General features: G+C 67.0%; 15 protein-coding genes. 10 read left to right on the forward strand and 5 right to left on the reverse strand.

The annotated features are described in order from the left end of the window. Positions 1–25: 25 nt before the first annotated feature. From J5M86_RS04675 to J5M86_RS04690, 4 genes are all read left to right on the forward strand, one after another. The gene (locus J5M86_RS04675; protein WP_188060066.1) at positions 26–592 is read left to right on the forward strand and encodes a YqgE/AlgH family protein; all 567 of its coding nucleotides are present in this window, start codon (positions 26–28) and stop codon (positions 590–592) included. 59 nt (positions 593–651) lie between these two features. Then, positions 652–963 carry a DUF3039 domain-containing protein gene (locus tag J5M86_RS04680; RefSeq protein WP_188060067.1) on the forward strand — a complete coding sequence of 104 codons (312 nt, stop codon included), beginning with the start codon at positions 652–654 and terminating at the stop codon, positions 961–963. Between the two features lie 58 nt (positions 964–1,021). Next, complete coding sequence (locus J5M86_RS04685) at positions 1,022–1,777, forward strand: zinc metalloprotease (RefSeq protein WP_244328549.1); 756 nt, start codon at positions 1,022–1,024, stop codon at positions 1,775–1,777. A 197-nt stretch (positions 1,778–1,974) separates the two neighbouring features. Further along, positions 1,975–3,732, forward strand: a complete 1,758-nt coding sequence (locus J5M86_RS04690; protein WP_188060068.1) for a DEAD/DEAH box helicase — start codon at positions 1,975–1,977, stop codon at positions 3,730–3,732. On the opposite strand, the gene J5M86_RS04695 is transcribed toward J5M86_RS04690, so the two are convergent. Further along, on the reverse strand, positions 3,704–4,720 hold the full coding sequence (locus J5M86_RS04695) for a P1 family peptidase (protein WP_244328482.1): 1,017 nt from the start codon (positions 4,718–4,720) through the stop codon (positions 3,704–3,706). The genes J5M86_RS04690 and J5M86_RS04695 overlap by 29 nt on opposite strands. Before the next feature lie 45 nt (positions 4,721–4,765). On the opposite strand from J5M86_RS04695, the gene J5M86_RS04700 reads away from it, so the two are divergent. Next, positions 4,766–5,425, forward strand: coding sequence for an IclR family transcriptional regulator (locus J5M86_RS04700; RefSeq protein WP_188060069.1), 660 nt, complete (start codon positions 4,766–4,768; stop codon positions 5,423–5,425). A gap of 1 nt (position 5,426) precedes the next feature. Here the strand turns inward: J5M86_RS04700 and J5M86_RS04705 are convergent, their stop codons facing one another. Next, positions 5,427–5,888, reverse strand: a complete 462-nt coding sequence (locus J5M86_RS04705; RefSeq protein ID WP_244328483.1) for an Lrp/AsnC family transcriptional regulator — start codon at positions 5,886–5,888, stop codon at positions 5,427–5,429. A gap of 108 nt (positions 5,889–5,996) precedes the next feature. Here J5M86_RS04705 and hppD point away from each other — a divergent pair, with 108 nt between their 5' ends. The 4 genes from hppD (at position 5,997) to J5M86_RS04725 (ending at position 10,877) form a co-directional block, all read left to right on the forward strand. Beyond that, complete coding sequence (gene hppD, locus J5M86_RS04710) at positions 5,997–7,202, forward strand: 4-hydroxyphenylpyruvate dioxygenase (protein ID WP_188060071.1); 1,206 nt, start codon at positions 5,997–5,999, stop codon at positions 7,200–7,202. 89 nt (positions 7,203–7,291) lie between these two features. Beyond that, on the forward strand, positions 7,292–8,590 hold the full coding sequence (locus tag J5M86_RS04715) for a M20/M25/M40 family metallo-hydrolase (protein WP_188060072.1): 1,299 nt from the start codon (positions 7,292–7,294) through the stop codon (positions 8,588–8,590). Further along, the gene (locus J5M86_RS04720) at positions 8,560–10,008 is read left to right on the forward strand and encodes an MFS transporter (RefSeq protein ID WP_223158438.1); all 1,449 of its coding nucleotides are present in this window, start codon (positions 8,560–8,562) and stop codon (positions 10,006–10,008) included. Before J5M86_RS04715 ends, J5M86_RS04720 begins: the two co-directional genes overlap by 31 nt. Positions 10,009–10,064: 56 nt before the next feature. Continuing rightward, a complete protein-coding gene (locus J5M86_RS04725; protein ID WP_188060073.1) occupies positions 10,065–10,877 on the forward strand; it encodes an RDD family protein in 813 nt (270 codons plus the stop codon). A 34-nt stretch (positions 10,878–10,911) separates the two neighbouring features. Here the strand turns inward: J5M86_RS04725 and fdhA are convergent, their stop codons facing one another. The 3 genes from fdhA to J5M86_RS04740 all read right to left on the reverse strand — a co-directional run bounded on the left by fdhA (position 10,912) and on the right by J5M86_RS04740 (position 14,309). After that, positions 10,912–12,123 (reverse strand): formaldehyde dehydrogenase, glutathione-independent, encoded by a 1,212-nt coding sequence (gene fdhA / locus J5M86_RS04730; protein WP_188060074.1) that lies wholly within the window; start codon positions 12,121–12,123, stop codon positions 10,912–10,914. Between the two features lie 150 nt (positions 12,124–12,273). Further along, complete coding sequence (gene fahA / locus J5M86_RS04735; protein WP_188060075.1) at positions 12,274–13,479, reverse strand: fumarylacetoacetase; 1,206 nt, start codon at positions 13,477–13,479, stop codon at positions 12,274–12,276. After that, positions 13,476–14,309 (reverse strand): hypothetical protein, encoded by an 834-nt coding sequence (locus J5M86_RS04740; protein WP_188060076.1) that lies wholly within the window; start codon positions 14,307–14,309, stop codon positions 13,476–13,478. Before J5M86_RS04740 ends, fahA begins: the two co-directional genes overlap by 4 nt. Positions 14,310–14,397: 88 nt before the next feature. Between J5M86_RS04740 and J5M86_RS04745 the strand changes: the two genes are divergently transcribed. Further along, positions 14,398–15,630, forward strand: coding sequence for a homogentisate 1,2-dioxygenase (locus J5M86_RS04745; protein WP_188060077.1), 1,233 nt, complete (start codon positions 14,398–14,400; stop codon positions 15,628–15,630). The last annotated feature ends 4 nt before the right edge of the window (positions 15,631–15,634 follow it).

The raw sequence follows: 15,634 nt of genomic DNA on the forward strand, positions 1-15,634 counted from the left end.
CCCGCTCAGGCGACACAATGAGGTGATGGAGAACCTGACCGGGCGACTACTGATCGCCGTCCCGCGAGAGGCGGACGAGGTGGCCGACGACGATGTCTTCGACCGCTCGGTGGTGCTCCTGCTCGACCACTCCGGTGACGGCGCGCACGGCATCGTGCTCAATCGTCAGCTCGAAGCTCCGGTCGACGCGGTGCTGCCGGGGTGGCAGAACCACGTGACCGCGCCGGGCAATCTCTTCCAGGGCGGACCGGTGGGCCTCGACTCCGCCCTCGGCCTGGTCTCGATGCCCGGTGACGGCGAGACCATCGGGCTGAAACGGCTCTTCCGTGGGGTGGGCGTGGTCGACCTCGATGCACCGCCACCCGTGGTCATGCCGGAGGTGGCGGCACTGCGCATCTTTGCCGGGCATGCGGGGTGGTCGGCCGGCCAGTTGGAGAACGAGTTGCGCGAGGGCTACTGGTACCTCGCCGAGGCAGAGGCGGCTGACGCCTTCTCCAGCGATCCCGGCCGGTTGTGGGAGCAGGTGCTGCGGCGGCAGGGTGGTGACGCCGCTTGGGCAATCACCTTCCCTGACGATGTTTCGATGAACTGAACGCGCGCTCAGGCAGCGGCTGGACGCGCGACGCCTGCGGCCCCGATGGCCGACCTATCATGGGCGGCATGAGCAACGACCCGATGGAGACCGAACGCCTGTCCGAGCCGCAAGGTCCGCGCACCTCGGTCGGTGTGTTGGAACGCGAACAGGTCGAACCCCAGCTCCAGGAACCCGGCGATCACGAGCGCTTCAGCCACTATGTCCGCAAGGAGAAGATCATGGAGAGCGCCCTGTCGGGCGAGCCCGTGACCGCCCTCTGCGGCAAGGTCTGGGTGCCCGGGCGCGACCCGCAGAAGTTCCCGGTCTGCCCGCAGTGCAAGGAGATCTACGAGAAGTTCGGAGCCGGAGGCGACGACTCCGACAAGTGAGTCGCCGGGGCAAATCCGTACCGAAAACTGGCAGATTCTTGACCAGCGCTTGACCGAGGTGCAGGCGGTCGAGACGAAGTTCAACGCTGATGCTTCCCGCAAGGGCCTGCAGAAGTCGAGCAACGGTGCCCTCGCCAAGAAGGGCGGCGCGGCGTTCACCGCGACCACGATCAATGTCTACTTCCACGTCATCACCGACGGCACCAAGGGCAACCTGAGCTCGACGATGATCGCCAACCAGATCAGCGTCCTCAACTCCGCCTACAGCGGCAGCGGCTTCAGTTTCCGTCTCGCCGGCACCGACCGCACCAACAACGCCACCTGGTACAACGGGCTCACCAGCGGCGCCTCCGCCGAGCGCTCGATGAAGACCACGCTGCGCAAGGGTACGAAGTCTGACCTGAACATCTACAGGGCCAACCTCGGCAGCAGCCTGTTGGGTTGGGCGACCTTCCCGACCTCGGGTGCGAGCGGCTCGTTGGACGGTGTCGTTGTGCTCGACCAGAGCCTGCCCGGCGGCACCGCGTCGCCCTACAACCAGGGCGACACCGGCACCCACGAGGTCGGACACTGGCTCGGTCTCTACCACACCTTCCAGGGCGGCTGCACCGGTCGGGGCGACTACGTCGCAGACACCGCAGCAGAAGCGTCGCCGGCCTCGGGCTGCCCGACCGGACGCGACTCCTGCACCGCGGTGCCCGGTCTCGACCCGATCACCAATTTCATGGACTACACCACGGACGCGTGCATGAACAGCTTCACCTCCGGACAGGTGACGCGCATGCAGAACATGTGGGCCACCTACCGCGCCTGACGCATCACCAGGCACTCCACGTAGCCGACGGCGGCCGCCCCTGCTCGATGAGCGGGGGCGGCCGTTCCGTTGCTCACCATGTTCACTGGGTTCATCGTGCTCACCGGGTGCTCCGGCGCTGCGTTCCCGGTTGCGTCGACAACGGGCTGACCAGCGCATTCGGTCGATGTCAGCCCGGCGGGCTATCGTGCCTGACCGTGAGTACCTCGGCCGCTTCCCATCTGTCGCCGGCCTTCCCCGAACGCGCAGCTTGGGGCACGGCCTCCAAGCTGCGGGCCTGGCAGGCGGGGGCGCTGGAGAAGTACTTCGAGGAGCAACCGCGCGACTTCCTGGCCGTCGCCACACCGGGTGCCGGTAAGACCACCTACGCCCTGCGGCTGGCCACCGAGCTCATCGACCGCGACCTCATCGACCAGGTGACGATCGTCGCCCCCACCGAGCACCTCAAGGTGCAATGGGCGGACGCCGCCGCCCGGGTCGGCATCCACATCGACCCGCGCTTCACCAACGCCCAGGAGCAGCACGCCAGCGATTACGACGGTGTCGCGGTCACCTACGCGGGCGTGGCCAGCCGTCCGGCGCTGCACCGGGCGCGCACCCTCGCCCGGCGCACTTTGGTGATCCTCGACGAGATCCATCACGGCGGCGACAACAAGTCGTGGGGCGATGCGATCCGGGAGGCCTTCGAACCGGCCACCCGACGCCTGGCGCTCACCGGTACGCCTTTCCGCTCCGACACCAGCCCCATTCCGTTCGTCCGGTACGAGGCGGGTGCCGACGGCATCCGACGGTCCGGGAGCGACTACAGCTACGGCTACGCCGAAGCCTTGCGCGACGGTGTCGTGCGCCCGGTGCTCTTCATGGCCTACGGCGGCGCAATGCGTTGGCGCACCCGCGCCGGTGACGAGATCGCTGCGCGCCTTGGCGAACCCATGACCAAGGACGTCACCGCCGCCGCCTGGCGCACCGCCCTCGACCCGAAGGGCGAGTGGATCCCCGCGGTGTTGCGCGCAGCCGACAAGCGACTGTCGGAGGTGCGTCGGCACGTGCCCGATGCCGGCGGCCTGGTGATCGCGTCCAACCAGACGGCTGCGCGCTCCTATGCCCGCACCCTCGAACAGATCACCGGCGTGAAGCCCACCGTGGTGCTCTCGGATGACGCCGGCGCATCGTCCCGGATCGAGCAGTTCGCCGAGTCCGAAGACCGCTGGATGGTGGCGGTGCGCATGGTCTCCGAGGGGGTCGACGTCCCGCGACTGTGTGTCGGGGTCTACGCCACCTCCACCTCGACCCCGTTGTTCTTCGCCCAGGCGGTCGGACGCTTCGTGCGGGCCCGTCGCCGCGGCGAGACCGCTTCGGTCTTCCTGCCCAGCGTCCCGATCATCCTCGAGCACGCCGCCCGCCTGGAGGAGCAGCGTGATCACGCGCTCGACCGCCCGAAGAAGGAGGGCGAGGAGCCGCTGTGGGCCGAGGAAGAAGGCCTGCTTCAGGAGGCCAACACGGCCGAGTCAGCGCTGGCCGACGAGCAACTCTCCTTCGAAGCACTTGAGTCGGAGGCGGAGTTCGACCACGTGCTGTACGACGCGCAGCAGTGGGGCCTCGGGGCGCAGTCCGGCAGTGAGGACGAGCAGGAATACCTCGGTCTACCGGGCCTGCTCGAACCCGACCAGATGACCGACCTGTTGCGTCAGCGGCAGGCCAAGCAGCAGCGCGGCACCACCCGCAAGAAAGCGCAGGACGACGCACCGCTCGCCGCTCACCGGGCGCTGGCAGCGCGTCGCAAGGAGCTCAATTCGCTCGTTGCCGCCTATGCCCAGAAGACCGGCAAGGCGCACGCGATCATCCACAACGACCTGCGCGTGCAATGTGGGGGCCCCACCCTCGACCGCGCTTCGAACGACGAGGTGGGCCAGCGCATCGATCTGATCAGGCGTTGGTTCGTGGGTCGTCGCTGAGCGCAAAGCTCCTGTTACGCAAGGTTTCTCGTAGACCGTACGCGGTGTGGCCGTCGTGTCCGATCATGGTCGGCGCGTGCCAGAGCGACGAGATCAACGCCGCGTGCGCTGCCCCGATCACGGCCTCGAACATCGGGTCGAGCTCTTCGTCCGCCAGCGCTGGCTGCTGCGTGGTGAGGCTGAACGCCAGGCCGTAGTCGCCGCTGCCGTGTCGGTAGTCGGCGCCCACCGTGCCCATGGCGAAGACCGCTCGACGGGCGATGCGGCCCAGCTGTCGAGCATCGACTGGTGCGTCGGTCGCAACGACCAGGATGCACGAATTGCCTTGGGGCTCAGCATCATCGGCTGGATCGATGGGCAGCCCCTCCAACCGCAACACACCGCTGAAGTTGGAGAGCGCAAGCACCCCCAGGGTGTGGCCGGCGGCAGTACGCCGAGATGCGGTGCCGATGCCACCCTTGAATCCCAGCGCACGCATTCCGGTGCCTGCACCGACCGCGCCCTGGGCGCAGTCGGTCGAGGCACGGTCGAGTGCTTCGCGCACGTGGGCCGCGGTGACATGGCGTCCGCGGATGTCGGAGAGCCACGAGTCGTTGCACTCGGCCACGACCGGGTTGAGCGTGACGACGTCGGCGCAGTCAGGCCGTTCGAGCATCCAGGAGACCAACGTGTCGGCTGCGAGGAAACTGCTGAGGGTGTTGGTCAGCACGATCGGAGTCTCCAGGGTGCCGAGTTCACCCACCTGGGTGGCACCGATCAGCTTGCCGTGGCCGTTGCCGACGAAGAGCGCACACGGCAACCGGTGGTGCGGGGTCGGCATGGGGTCGGGGACGATCGCGGTCACACCGGTGCGGGCGTCCCCATCGACGATGGTGCTGTGTCCGACCCGCACGCCTGGCACGCCGCAGATGCTGCCCTGCCCGTGTGGCGACCAGTCGAGGCCGCGATCAATCGGGCCGCTTGCGTCATGAGATCGCGATGAAGTCACGGCGTCGACCATAATCGCCGGCGATGCGCCGAGTACCGTGCTGGCATGGCGCAAGACAACGACCTCGGAGGTGAGACCTCCCAGACCATGGACCGCGGGTTGGCGGTCATCACTCTGCTGGCCGAGCCGGAGCACGCTGGCGGTCTGACCGTCACCGAGATCGCGAGCCGGCTGGGTGTCGGGCGTCCGGTCGTGTACCGCTTGGTGGCGTCCCTGGCGCGGCGCGACATCGTCATCCGCCGCATCGACGGACGAATCTCGTTGGGAGTCGGCCTGATCCACTTGGCGAACGCCGTGTGGCCGGGCCTGCGCGATGTCGCCTCGCCGGTGCTGCGCGAACTCGCCGAGACCACCGGACTCACCGCACATCTCACGGTCGCCGACGGCCGGGAGGCGCTCGCCATCGCCGTCGTCGAACCCCGGTGGACCGGCTTGCACGTCTCCTATCGGCAGGGCACCCGGCATCCGCTCGACCTGGGCGCGGCCGGACGCGCGATCCTGGCCGGTCGCGCGGGCGACGCTGGGTGGGTGACCACGCACGCCGAACTCCAGCCCGGAGCGCACGGCCTGGCCGCACCGGTGCTCGGTGCAGCGGGGTTGGAGGCGTCGATCGGTCTGGTTGCGATGGCCCCCTTCGACGGCGACACGATCGGTCCGGCTGTGCAGGCCGCCGCCGCTGAACTCGCGTCCACGCTCGGACGTTGAGTCAGCTCGGCGCGTCCACCAGACCCAGGGTGCGATAGGGCACCAGTTCGGAGAGCGCGATCACGGTCGAACTGCGCACCACCGCATCGGTGGCGAGCGCCTCGTCGATCACTCGCTGCAGATCGGCGTTGTCCCGCCCCACGATCCGCACCAGCAGGTCGCCGTCGCCGGTGATCGTGTGCACCTCCAACACCTCCGGAATGCCGGTCAGGTGTTGGAGCACCGGATCGTAGCCCTGCCGCTGGGCGATGGAGAGGGTGCAGAAAGCCGTGACCGGAAAGCCGAGTGCGGCCGGAGCGAGGGTCGGGCTCTCGGAGGCGATGACCCCCTTGCGGCGCAGCTTGTCGAGGCGGGCCTGGACGGTGCCCCGTGCGACGTCGAGCGCGCGTGAAGCTCCGAGCACTCCGATCTGCGGCTGGTCGTGCAGCAGACGCAGCAACCGGCGGTCAATGGCATCCAGCATGGACAAAATGTACCGCTCAGGGTGGCTGTAGAAGGTCATTTTGTGCACGCTGCGCAGCGTCCGCCGGGTCGATTGCGCACCGGGTGTGCGGTGCATCACAGTGGGTGCATGACTGACACCTTGGATCTCACTGCGCAAGAGCGCGAAGCCAACCTCGACATCAACACGTTGAAGCAGTTGGTCGGGTTGGTGGAGTACGACGCCGCCAGCGACCCGTTCCCGGTCACCGGCTGGGACGCCATCGTCTTCGTCTCGGGCAACGCCACCCAGTCGGCGCAGTACTACCAGTCCGTGTGGGGCATGGAGCTTGTTGCCTACAGCGGCCCCGAGAATGGCAATCGCGACCACAAGTCGTTCGTGCTGAAGTCGGGTTCGATCAAGTTCGTCATCAACGGCGCCGTCGACCCCACGAGCTCGCTGATCGAGCACCACCGCAAGCACGGTGACGGTGTCGTCGACATCGCCCTCGAAGTGCCGGACGTCGACAAGTGCATCGAGCAGGCACGTTCGGCCGGTGCGAAGATCGTGCGTGAGCCCGAAGACGTCACCGACGAGCACGGCACCGTCCGCATCGCCGCCATCGCCACCTACGGCGACACCATCCACACCCTCGTCGACCGCAGCAAGTACGAAGGTCCCTACCTGCCCGGCTACCAGTCGGCGTCCTCCACCTTCGTCAAGCGCGACGGCCAGCCCAAGCGTCTGTTCCAAGCGCTTGACCACATCGTCGGCAACGTCGAGCTGGGCAAGATGGACGACTGGGTGACCTTCTACAACAAGGTCATGGGCTTTGTGAACATGGCCGAGTTCATCGGTGACGACATCGCCACCGACTACTCCGCCCTCATGAGCAAGGTCGTCGCCAACGGCAACCACCGGGTGAAGTTCCCGCTCAACGAGCCGGCAGTGGCCAAGAAGAAGTCGCAGATCGACGAGTACCTCGAGTTCTACTGCGGTCCGGGCGCCCAGCACCTCGCGGTGGCCACCAACGACATCCTCTCCACGGTGGACGCGTTGCGCGCCAACGGTGTCGAGTTCCTCGACACCCCCGACTCCTACTACTCCGACCCCGAGCTGCGCGCTCGTATCGGTGAGGTGCGGGTGCCGGTCGAGGAACTGCAGAAGCGCGGCATCCTGGTCGACCGTGACGAGGACGGCTACCTGCTGCAGATCTTCACCAAGCCGCTGGGTGACCGTCCGACGGTCTTCTTCGAGCTGATCGAGCGCCACGGTTCGCTCGGCTTCGGCAAGGGCAACTTCAAGGCCCTCTTCGAGGCGATCGAGCGCGAGCAGGACAAGCGCGGCAACCTCTGATCCCACGCCACACCCACACCGGAAGCGGCGGTCGCGAGAATTTCGCGATCGCCGCTGCCGGTGTCTGATGCGCGGGCTAGGCTCCGGTGATGGTCGACCCCCTTCTGGCGTTGCAGGCTGCCATCCGACATCGAACGATCGCCGGTGAAGGTCTGGAGGCGGAGTTCGACGGTCTCCATGCCGACCTGCGTGCTCACTTCCCACTGCTGTTCGCCGCCTGCGAAGAGGTCCAATTGCCCCAGCACGCCTTGCTGCTCAAATGGCCGGGCAGTGCTGCCGATCGCCCGATCGTGCTCATGGCGCACCAGGACGTCGTCCCCGTCAACCCGCGCGACGACTGGACCCACCCCGCCTTCGACGCGGTGATCGACGACGAATTCATCTGGGGGAGAGGCACGCTCGACTGCAAGGGCTCGCTCATCGCAATCTGCGCAGCCGTGGAGCAATTGATCGTCGAGGGCTTCACTCCGGCACGTGATGTCTGGCTGTCGTTCAGTTCGGACGAGGAGATCGCGGGCGTCACCGCTCCACTCGCCGTCGAGGCGTTGCAGGAGCGCGGCGTCCAGCCGTGGTTCGTGCTCGACGAGGGCGGAATGGCGGTCACCGGCGCGTTTCCTGGAGTCGAGCCACCCATCGCGGTGATCGGACTGACCGAGAAGGGCCTGGTCGACCTGCAGCTGACTGCCACTGCCGAGGGCGGACATGCGTCGATGCCGCCCAGCGACAGCGCTCCCGCTCGGCTGGCGAAGGCGATCTTGGCCCTGCAGAAGAGCCCGGCTCCGGCGCACCTACCCGACCCGACCGTCCAGATGCTCAATCGCCTTGCGCCCCAGGTGAAACCGCCACTGCGCGCGGCGCTGGCGAATGCCGATCGGTTGCGCGTCCCGCTGGCCAAGGTGCTGGCCCGGGTCAGCCCTGCGACCGCGGCGATGACCCGCACCACGTACGCGATCACCCAACTCAGCGGGTCGCCCGCACACAACGTGCTCGCCACCTCGGCGACGGCCGTGCTCAACATGCGCGTGGCCGTCAACGAGACCGTCGACGAAGCCGTCCAGCGCGTGCGGAAGGTGGCCGGCGATCAGGTCGAGGTCACCGTGACCAAGGCCTACGAGCCGAGCTCTGTCGCACCGCTCGGCGACGCGTACGAACTGCTGGAACAGATCACGGCTGAGGCGATGCCGGACGTCACCCCGGTGCCCTACGTGGTGATGGCCGCAACGGATGCGCGTCACTTCCAGCGAGTCTGGCCCGCCTGCTATCGGTTCAACCCGTTCCGCATGAACCCCTCCCAGCGGGAGAGCCTGCACAACGTGGACGAGCGGCTCGAAGTCGCGTCCTTCGAGGAGGGAATCCGTTGGTACACAACGCTGCTGCGCCGTCTGTAGACAAGAAGCCATCGGCCTTCGCCGGCATCGGTGCGATCGTCGGCTTCCTGGTCTGCGTCGAGATCGCCTCCGGTGCGCTCCAGGGTTACTACACCCCGCTGTTCACCGACATCGCGCGCAACCTGTCGATCAAGGACGCCGATGTCAACTGGTTCGAAGCCGCACAACTGACCGTCTCGGCCTTGGTTGTGCCGATCCTGGCTCGCCTCGGCGACACCATCGGCCATCGCAAGGTGTTGCTGCTCGCCACCGTCGTCACCGCGATCGCCACCTGGGCCGTGGCTTTCGCGCCGACCTTCAGCACGTTCCTGGTCGCGTGGGCCTTCGCCGGTTTCTACGTCGTCTGGCTGCCGCTGGAGATCGCGATCATCCATCGCCGGACGAAGGGCGATCCGCATCGCACCCGAATGGCCGCAGCGGTGCTCGTCTTCGCCCTCGAAATCTCGGTCATCGTCGCTGCCCTCACTGCAGGCGGGCTGGCCACCTCGTTGTCGATGCCTGCACTGCTCTCGATACCGGCGATCGTGGTCACGCTCGCGATTCCGGCGATCTGGTTCGGCGTGCCGGAGGTGCCGATCGAATCCAGGCCGGCTCTCGACCTGCCCGGTTTCGGTCTGATCACCGTCGCCCTCGCTCTCCTCATGGGCGGCCTCATCGCCGTCCGGGTCGACGGGCCGAGCAGCATCTGGGCGATCGGCCTGCTCGTCCTGGCAGTGGCGATGTTTGTCGCCTTCGGCAGGTTCGAGCTGCGCCAAACCGAACCACTGGTTGACCTGCGCATCCTCGGCGCCACCAGGCAGTGGCCGATCCAGGCGACGGCCTTCCTGCTCGGTGTCTCGGTGCTCGGCGCGCAGATCCCGCTGTCGACCTTTGCTCGCACCGATCCGGACGTGACCGGCTACGGCCTGGGCGCGACCGCCGCGAGCGTGTCGACGATCATCGGGCTCTACGTCATCACGTTGGCGATCGGCGCGCTGAGCCTGCCACTGCTGGCGAAGCTGATCACCGCGCACGGCGCACTGGTCGTCGGTGCTGCGCTCGTCGGGCTCGGCTACCTGATGTTCCTACCGCTGCACGCAGTCTTGTGGCAGCTCATGCTGAACATGGCGATCGCCGGTCTCGGGTCAGGCCTGCTCGTCGCTGCCCTCCCAGCAGCCGCCGCGGCGGAGGCGCCGGTCACGCACACCGGTTTCGTCACCGGAATGACGAACATGACCAAGACGGTGGGCGGAGCGATCGCCAGCAGCATCTTCGCGATTGCGCTCGCGACCACCGGATCGATCGACGCCGATGCGGCGCAGAACCACGCCTCGCTGGGTGGCTACATGACCGTCTTCGCCATCTGCGGCGCCTCTGCGGTTCTCGCCGCACTGATCCTGTTGCTGCGTCGACCGCGTATTGCCTCGACCGGTCACTGAGAGCGCTGGCGACGGGGTCGGTCGGCTACCGCGGCGAGCATTGACACAATGGATCCATGACAGAGCGCGCATCGGGCTGGTACGAGGACCCGAACGACCCCGCGACCCTGCGCTACTGGGACGGGATCTTGTGGACCGACCGCACGATGCCGCGTATCAAGCCGGGCCTCGACGACTCGCACATCGCGACCCCGCCCCAGATGCTCGAGCCGCACGAACGCCATCACCCCGCATTCCAGCAGCACCAGGGACAAACCCATTTCGGCAAGCCCGCGACGGCGACGACTCCCGATGGCCAAGCACTCTCGGGATGGTGGCGACGCGCACTGTCGATGATGATCGACAACGTGCTGACCTTCCTGATCGCGCTGCCGCTCTCCTGGCACTGGCTGAGCCCGTGGGTCGACGGATACAGCACGTGGTTCCGCGACGCCATGGACGCTGCCCGCGCGGGGCAGTCGACACCGGAGGTGCCGGCATCGCTCTACCAATTCCCTTGGCAGGTGGGCATCGTCGCCGCAGTCGTCTACCTCGTCTACGAGGTGTCATTGACGGTCTGGCGTGGACAGACGGTCGGCAAGATGCTCCTCGGCATCAAGGTGCGCCGCGCCGAGGACGAGCGTCCGCCGTCGTTGCCCACCGCGCTCTACCGCTTCGGCGTCAAGCAGATCAGTACCATCCTGGCGCCGGCGCTCTTCCTGGGCTTCGTCGCGGCGATCTTCCAGATCGTCGACTACCTGCGTCCGTTGGGCGACCGTCACCGGCAGGCCTTCCACGACAGTTGGCCCGGCACCTACGTAGTGCGCACGACCAAGAAGCAGGCAGCGCCGCCGATGCAGCAAGCGCCCCCGCCGCCCTACCAGCGGTAGGGAGCGAGGGCGCCGCCGGTGACCGAAGTGCTGATCAGCCCACCATGCCGTGCGGGTCGATGACGTACTTCTTCGCCGCGCCCTGATCGAAGTCGGCGTAACCCTGCGGCGCTTCGTCCAAGGAGATGACCGTCGCGTTCACGGCCTTTCCGATGTCCGCCTTACCGGCGAGGATCATGTTCATCAGGCCGCGGTTGTAGCGCTTGACGGGGCATTGGCCGGTGTACAGAGCGTGCGACTTGGCCCAGCCGAGACCGAGCCGGACGCCTAGCGTGCCTTCCTTGGCGTTGTCGTCGACCGCGCCGGGGTCTCCGGTCACATACAGACCCGGGATGCCGATTCCGGCTCCGGCGCGTGCGACGGTCATGGCGTCATTGAGCACAGTTGCCGGGGCCTCGTCGGCTCCTTCCCCGTGACCGCGGGCCTCGAAGCCCACTGCATCCACGGCAGCATCGACCAGCGGCTCACCCACGATCTGCTCGACCATGTCGACCAGCTTGTTGCCGGAGGAGAGGTCGACCGTCTCGCAGCCGAAGCTCTCCGCCTGCCGCAGGCGCTGCGCATTCATGTCGCCGACGATGACCACCGAGGCGCCCAACAGTTGGGCGGAGTAGGCCGCTGCCAGTCCCACTGGACCCGCGCCGGCGACATAGACGGTCGATCCCGTGGTGACGCCTGCGGTGTACGCGCCGTGGTAGCCGGTGGGGAAGATGTCCGACAGCATCGTGAGGTCGAGGATCTTCTCCAGCGCGGCGTCCCGGTCGGGAAACTTCAGCAGGTTGAAGTCGGCGTAGGGCACCATCACGTAGTCGGCCTGACCGCCGACCCAGCCACCCATGTCGACATAGCCATAGGCCGCGCCGGGACGAGCAGGGTTGACGTTGAGGCAGATTCCGGTCTTGCCTTCCTGGCACATGCGGCATCGACCGCAGGCGATGTTGAAGGGCGTCGAGCAGATGTCACCCTTCTTGAGGAAGAGCACGTCCTCACCCGCTTCGACCACTTCACCGGTGATCTCGTGGCCAAGGGTTTGTCCCACCGGAGCGGTGGTGCGGCCACGCACCATGTGCTGGTCCGATCCGCAGATGTTGGTGGTGACCAATTTCAAGATCACCGCGTGTGGCGCCTTCTGGATGATGCCGAAGTGGTCGGCGACCTCCTTGGGCACCTCGAGCTTGGGGTAGTCGAAGGTATCGACAGCCACCTCGCCCGGACCCTTGTAGACGACGATCCGGTTACCGGTCATTGCAGCCTCCTCCAGCCGAAGGGGCCGCGCTCCTGGCTCCCGATGGCGGCCCGCGTCCTTCGACCATAGGTTGCAGAGACGGGGTTACCGGCTGGTCGGCGGCGGCGGATGGCGCAGTTCTGGCTTCCGCACCACCCACATCCGTGAAGCTCAGACCGCGCGTGCCGGGGCGATCCGGCCGGTCACCTCACCGAGGCCGAGGCGTCCACCACCGGCTGCGGGTGCCGTGGCCCGAAGGGTGACCACGTCGCCGTCTTGCAGGAAGGTGCGGGTGCTGCCGTCGGCCAGGTGAATGGGCTCCTTGCCGCTCCACGAGAGTTCGAGCAGGCTGCCGCGTTGGTCCTTCTCCGGGCCCGACACCGTGCCGGACGCGAAGAGATCGCCGGTGCGGATCGCTGCGCCGTTGACAGTCAGGTGCGCCAACATCTGCGCCGGTGACCAGTACATCGTCGAGTAGGGCGGACGGCTGACGACCTCACCGTTCAGTTCCACCTCGATGTCGATGTCGAGACCGAAGACGTCCTCACCTTGCAGGTAGGGCAACGGCGTCGGAACCTGCTGCGGCACAGCCACGTTCGCTGGCTCAAGCGCTTCGAGCGGGGTGATCCAGGCGGCCAGCGACGAGGCGAACGACTTGCCGAGGAAAGGACCGAGCGGCACGTACTCCCAGGCCTGGATGTCGCGTGCCGACCAGTCGTTGAACAGACCCACGCCGAACAGGTGGTCACCAGCGTTGTCGACGCTGACCGGGCTGCCGATCTCAGTGTCGCCGCCGACGACGAAGCCGAGTTCGGCCTCGATGTCGAGTCGGATGCTCGGGCCGAAGGTGGGCTCCGCGTCGGTCGGCGCCTTGCGCTGACCGCAGGGGCGGACGATATCGGTGCCGCTCACCACGACGGTGGCCGAACGTCCGTGATAGCCGATCGGCAGGTGCTTCCAGTTGGGAGTGAGAGCGTCGCCGTCCGGACGGAAGATGCGTCCGACATTCGTGGCGTGGTGCTCGCTGGCGTAGAAGTCGACGTAGTCGGCCACCTCGATCGGCAGGTGCAACGTGAGCTCGTCCAACACGTGGAGGTGCGATGCCACAGCGTCTTCGAAGGAGGCGTCTCCGAGCGTTTGCCGGAGCCACTCGCGCGCTGCGCTCCAGGCCGGGCACCCCTGTGCGACAAAGGCATTGAGGGTCGGCTGCGACCACGCGTCGACCCATGCCTCCCCGCCGGCCTTCGCCGCAAGCCCGGCGAGGTCGAGTGCGTGGTCGCCGACGCGGGTGACCACGTGCGGCGCATGACCGGCCTTGGAAGCGATGGCATACGGCAGGTTGTCGATGCCGTACAGGTCGGTGAAGGGCAGAGTCACTTCTTCTCCTCGATGAGTCCGAGCGTGCGGAGGTCGTTGATCGGGTCGTCCACGTCGCAGCAGCCGTACGACTGGAACAGGGTGCGCACGTCGTGTGCATGGGTGTCGTCGAGCGCGCACACGGCGTCGACGATCACCTCGGGTGATTCGACATCGAGCAACTGTGCGATCGCCGAGGGAGCGTCGGCGCGCAGGGCGGCATCGACGGCCGCCAACACGTTCAGGAAGCCGAACTGCCGCTCCTGCCCTGCATCATGGGTGATCGCGTGATGCATGCCGCCGGTGAGCTTGAAGGAGAGTTCGCGGTCTCGGCAAGCGGTGATGAAAGCCGCCAATTGGGCTGGGGTCGGCACAGGATTGGCGGGCGTCGACCCGGTACGCAACTTCGCGAGCGTTTGGAAGCGTTGCGGCACAAGGTCATTGAGCCGTTGCTCGAAATCGTCAGCCGGCACTTCGATGGCGACGGGCACACCCAGATCGAGGCAGCGTTGCCAGCCGTCCTGGTGAGCCACCTGGATGCCGGCGAGTGCGTGGGTGCCCGACGCGGTGACCTCCCGGGCCGCCTTGAGCGCGTCGTCCAGCGGCGTGCCGGGGCGGCCGATCATGACGATCGGCACCGGGTGCACCTCACGCAGGGTGCGGTCGACGTGTGCTGCCGGGATCAGAAGGGAGCCCACGTAGCGCGCGTCGGTCGTGGCGGAGCGCTCGAAGCGGCGGGCGAGTGCGACGTCGATCGGGTGGCTTCCGGGCGGGAAGACTGCTGCGTCGTCGATGAGACCGGCGAACAACACCGGTGGTGGCATTGCTGGCGTCGGGCTCGGCATTGACATGAGTCACACCGTACTGAATCCTCAGGTGAGAAAGTAATACGCCGGCGTCCGATGATCGGACGAGGTGTGGAGGCGCGCGGAGGTTGAGATGGCGTTCTATCGAGTGCAGGGCAATGTGCCACCCAAGCGGCACACGCAGCACCGCAGCGAGAGCGGTGACCTGTACTACGAGGAGCTGATGGGCGAGGAGGGCTTCTCCTCCGACTCCTCCCTGCTCTATCACCGATTCATCCCCTCGGCGATCAGCGATGCGCGTGACTGGCCGATCACCGAGGCCCTGCGCACCACGCCCAACCATCCGCTCCTGCCGCGCCACCTGAAGCTGCACGACCTCTTCGACGCCGAGGCCAAGGGCGTGGACGTCGTCACCGGCCGCCGACTCGTGCTCGGTAATGGCGATGTGCGCATCTCGTACGTCGTCGCCGATGCTCCGAGCCCGTGGTACCGCAACGGAATTGGCGACGAGTGTGTCTACATCGAGCGCGGGGGAGCGCGTGTCGAGACCGTCTTCGGCGCCTTCACCGTCGGCCAGGGCGACTACATGCTCATCCCGCGGGCCACCACCCACCGCTGGATCCCGCTGGTTAAGGGCGAGGAAGGCTTCGTGGAGCCGCTGCGGGCCTACCCGATCGAGGCCAACTCCCACATCGCACCGCCCAAGCGCTACCTGTCGCGCTACGGACAGCTGCTGGAGCACGCACCCTTCTGCGAGCGTGACCTGCGCGGACCGGAAGGCCCATTGCTGGCCGAAGACATCGGCGCCGACCCCACCGAGGCCACCGAGGTCTACATCAAACACCGCGGCTCGACCGGCATCGTCGGCACGGTCTACACCTATCCCTTCCACCCGCTGGACGTCGTGGGCTGGGACGGCTGTCTCTACCCGTATGTCTTCAACGTCGACGACTTCGAGCCGATCACCGGACGCGTGCACCAGCCGCCGCCGGTGCACCAGGTCTTCGAGGGCTACAACTTCGTCATCTGCAACTTCGTGCCGCGCAAGGTCGACTACCACCCGCTGGCGATCCCGGTGCCCTACTACCACTCCAACGTCGACAGCGACGAGGTGATGTTCTACGTCGACGGCGATTACGAAGCCCGTAAGGGTTCGGGCATCGGCAAGGGCTCGATCTCGCTGCACCCGGGCGGCCACGCGCACGGACCGCAGCCGGGCGCGACGGAGAAGTCGATCGGGGTGGAAGCCTTCGACGAACTGGCGGTCATGGTCGACACGTTCCGTCCGCTCGAACTCGGTGAGGCCGGTCTCGCTGTCGACGACGGCGTGTACGCGTGGAGTTGGGTGGGCGGCAAACAGCCCTGATCCG

The organism is Yimella sp. cx-51, assembly GCF_017654605.1.
In the GTDB taxonomy this organism is placed as follows: Bacteria; Actinomycetota; Actinomycetes; order Actinomycetales; family Dermatophilaceae; genus Yimella.

Coding starts and splice junctions, on each gene's coding strand:
- J5M86_RS04675 (WP_188060066.1), top strand. CDS start 26: ATGGAGAACCTGACCGGGCGACTACTGATCGCCGTCCCGCGAGAGGCG.
- J5M86_RS04680 (WP_188060067.1), top strand. CDS start 652: ATGGGCGGCATGAGCAACGACCCGATGGAGACCGAACGCCTGTCCGAG.
- J5M86_RS04700 (WP_188060069.1), top strand. CDS start 4,766: ATGGCGCAAGACAACGACCTCGGAGGTGAGACCTCCCAGACCATGGAC.
- J5M86_RS04705 (WP_244328483.1), bottom strand. CDS start 5,888: ATGCTGGATGCCATTGACCGCCGGTTGCTGCGTCTGCTGCACGACCAG.
- hppD (WP_188060071.1), top strand. CDS start 5,997: ATGACTGACACCTTGGATCTCACTGCGCAAGAGCGCGAAGCCAACCTC.
- J5M86_RS04715 (WP_188060072.1), top strand. CDS start 7,292: ATGGTCGACCCCCTTCTGGCGTTGCAGGCTGCCATCCGACATCGAACG.
- J5M86_RS04725 (WP_188060073.1), top strand. CDS start 10,065: ATGACAGAGCGCGCATCGGGCTGGTACGAGGACCCGAACGACCCCGCG.
- fdhA (WP_188060074.1), bottom strand. CDS start 12,123: ATGACCGGTAACCGGATCGTCGTCTACAAGGGTCCGGGCGAGGTGGCT.
- J5M86_RS04740 (WP_188060076.1), bottom strand. CDS start 14,309: ATGTCAATGCCGAGCCCGACGCCAGCAATGCCACCACCGGTGTTGTTC.
- J5M86_RS04745 (WP_188060077.1), top strand. CDS start 14,398: ATGGCGTTCTATCGAGTGCAGGGCAATGTGCCACCCAAGCGGCACACG.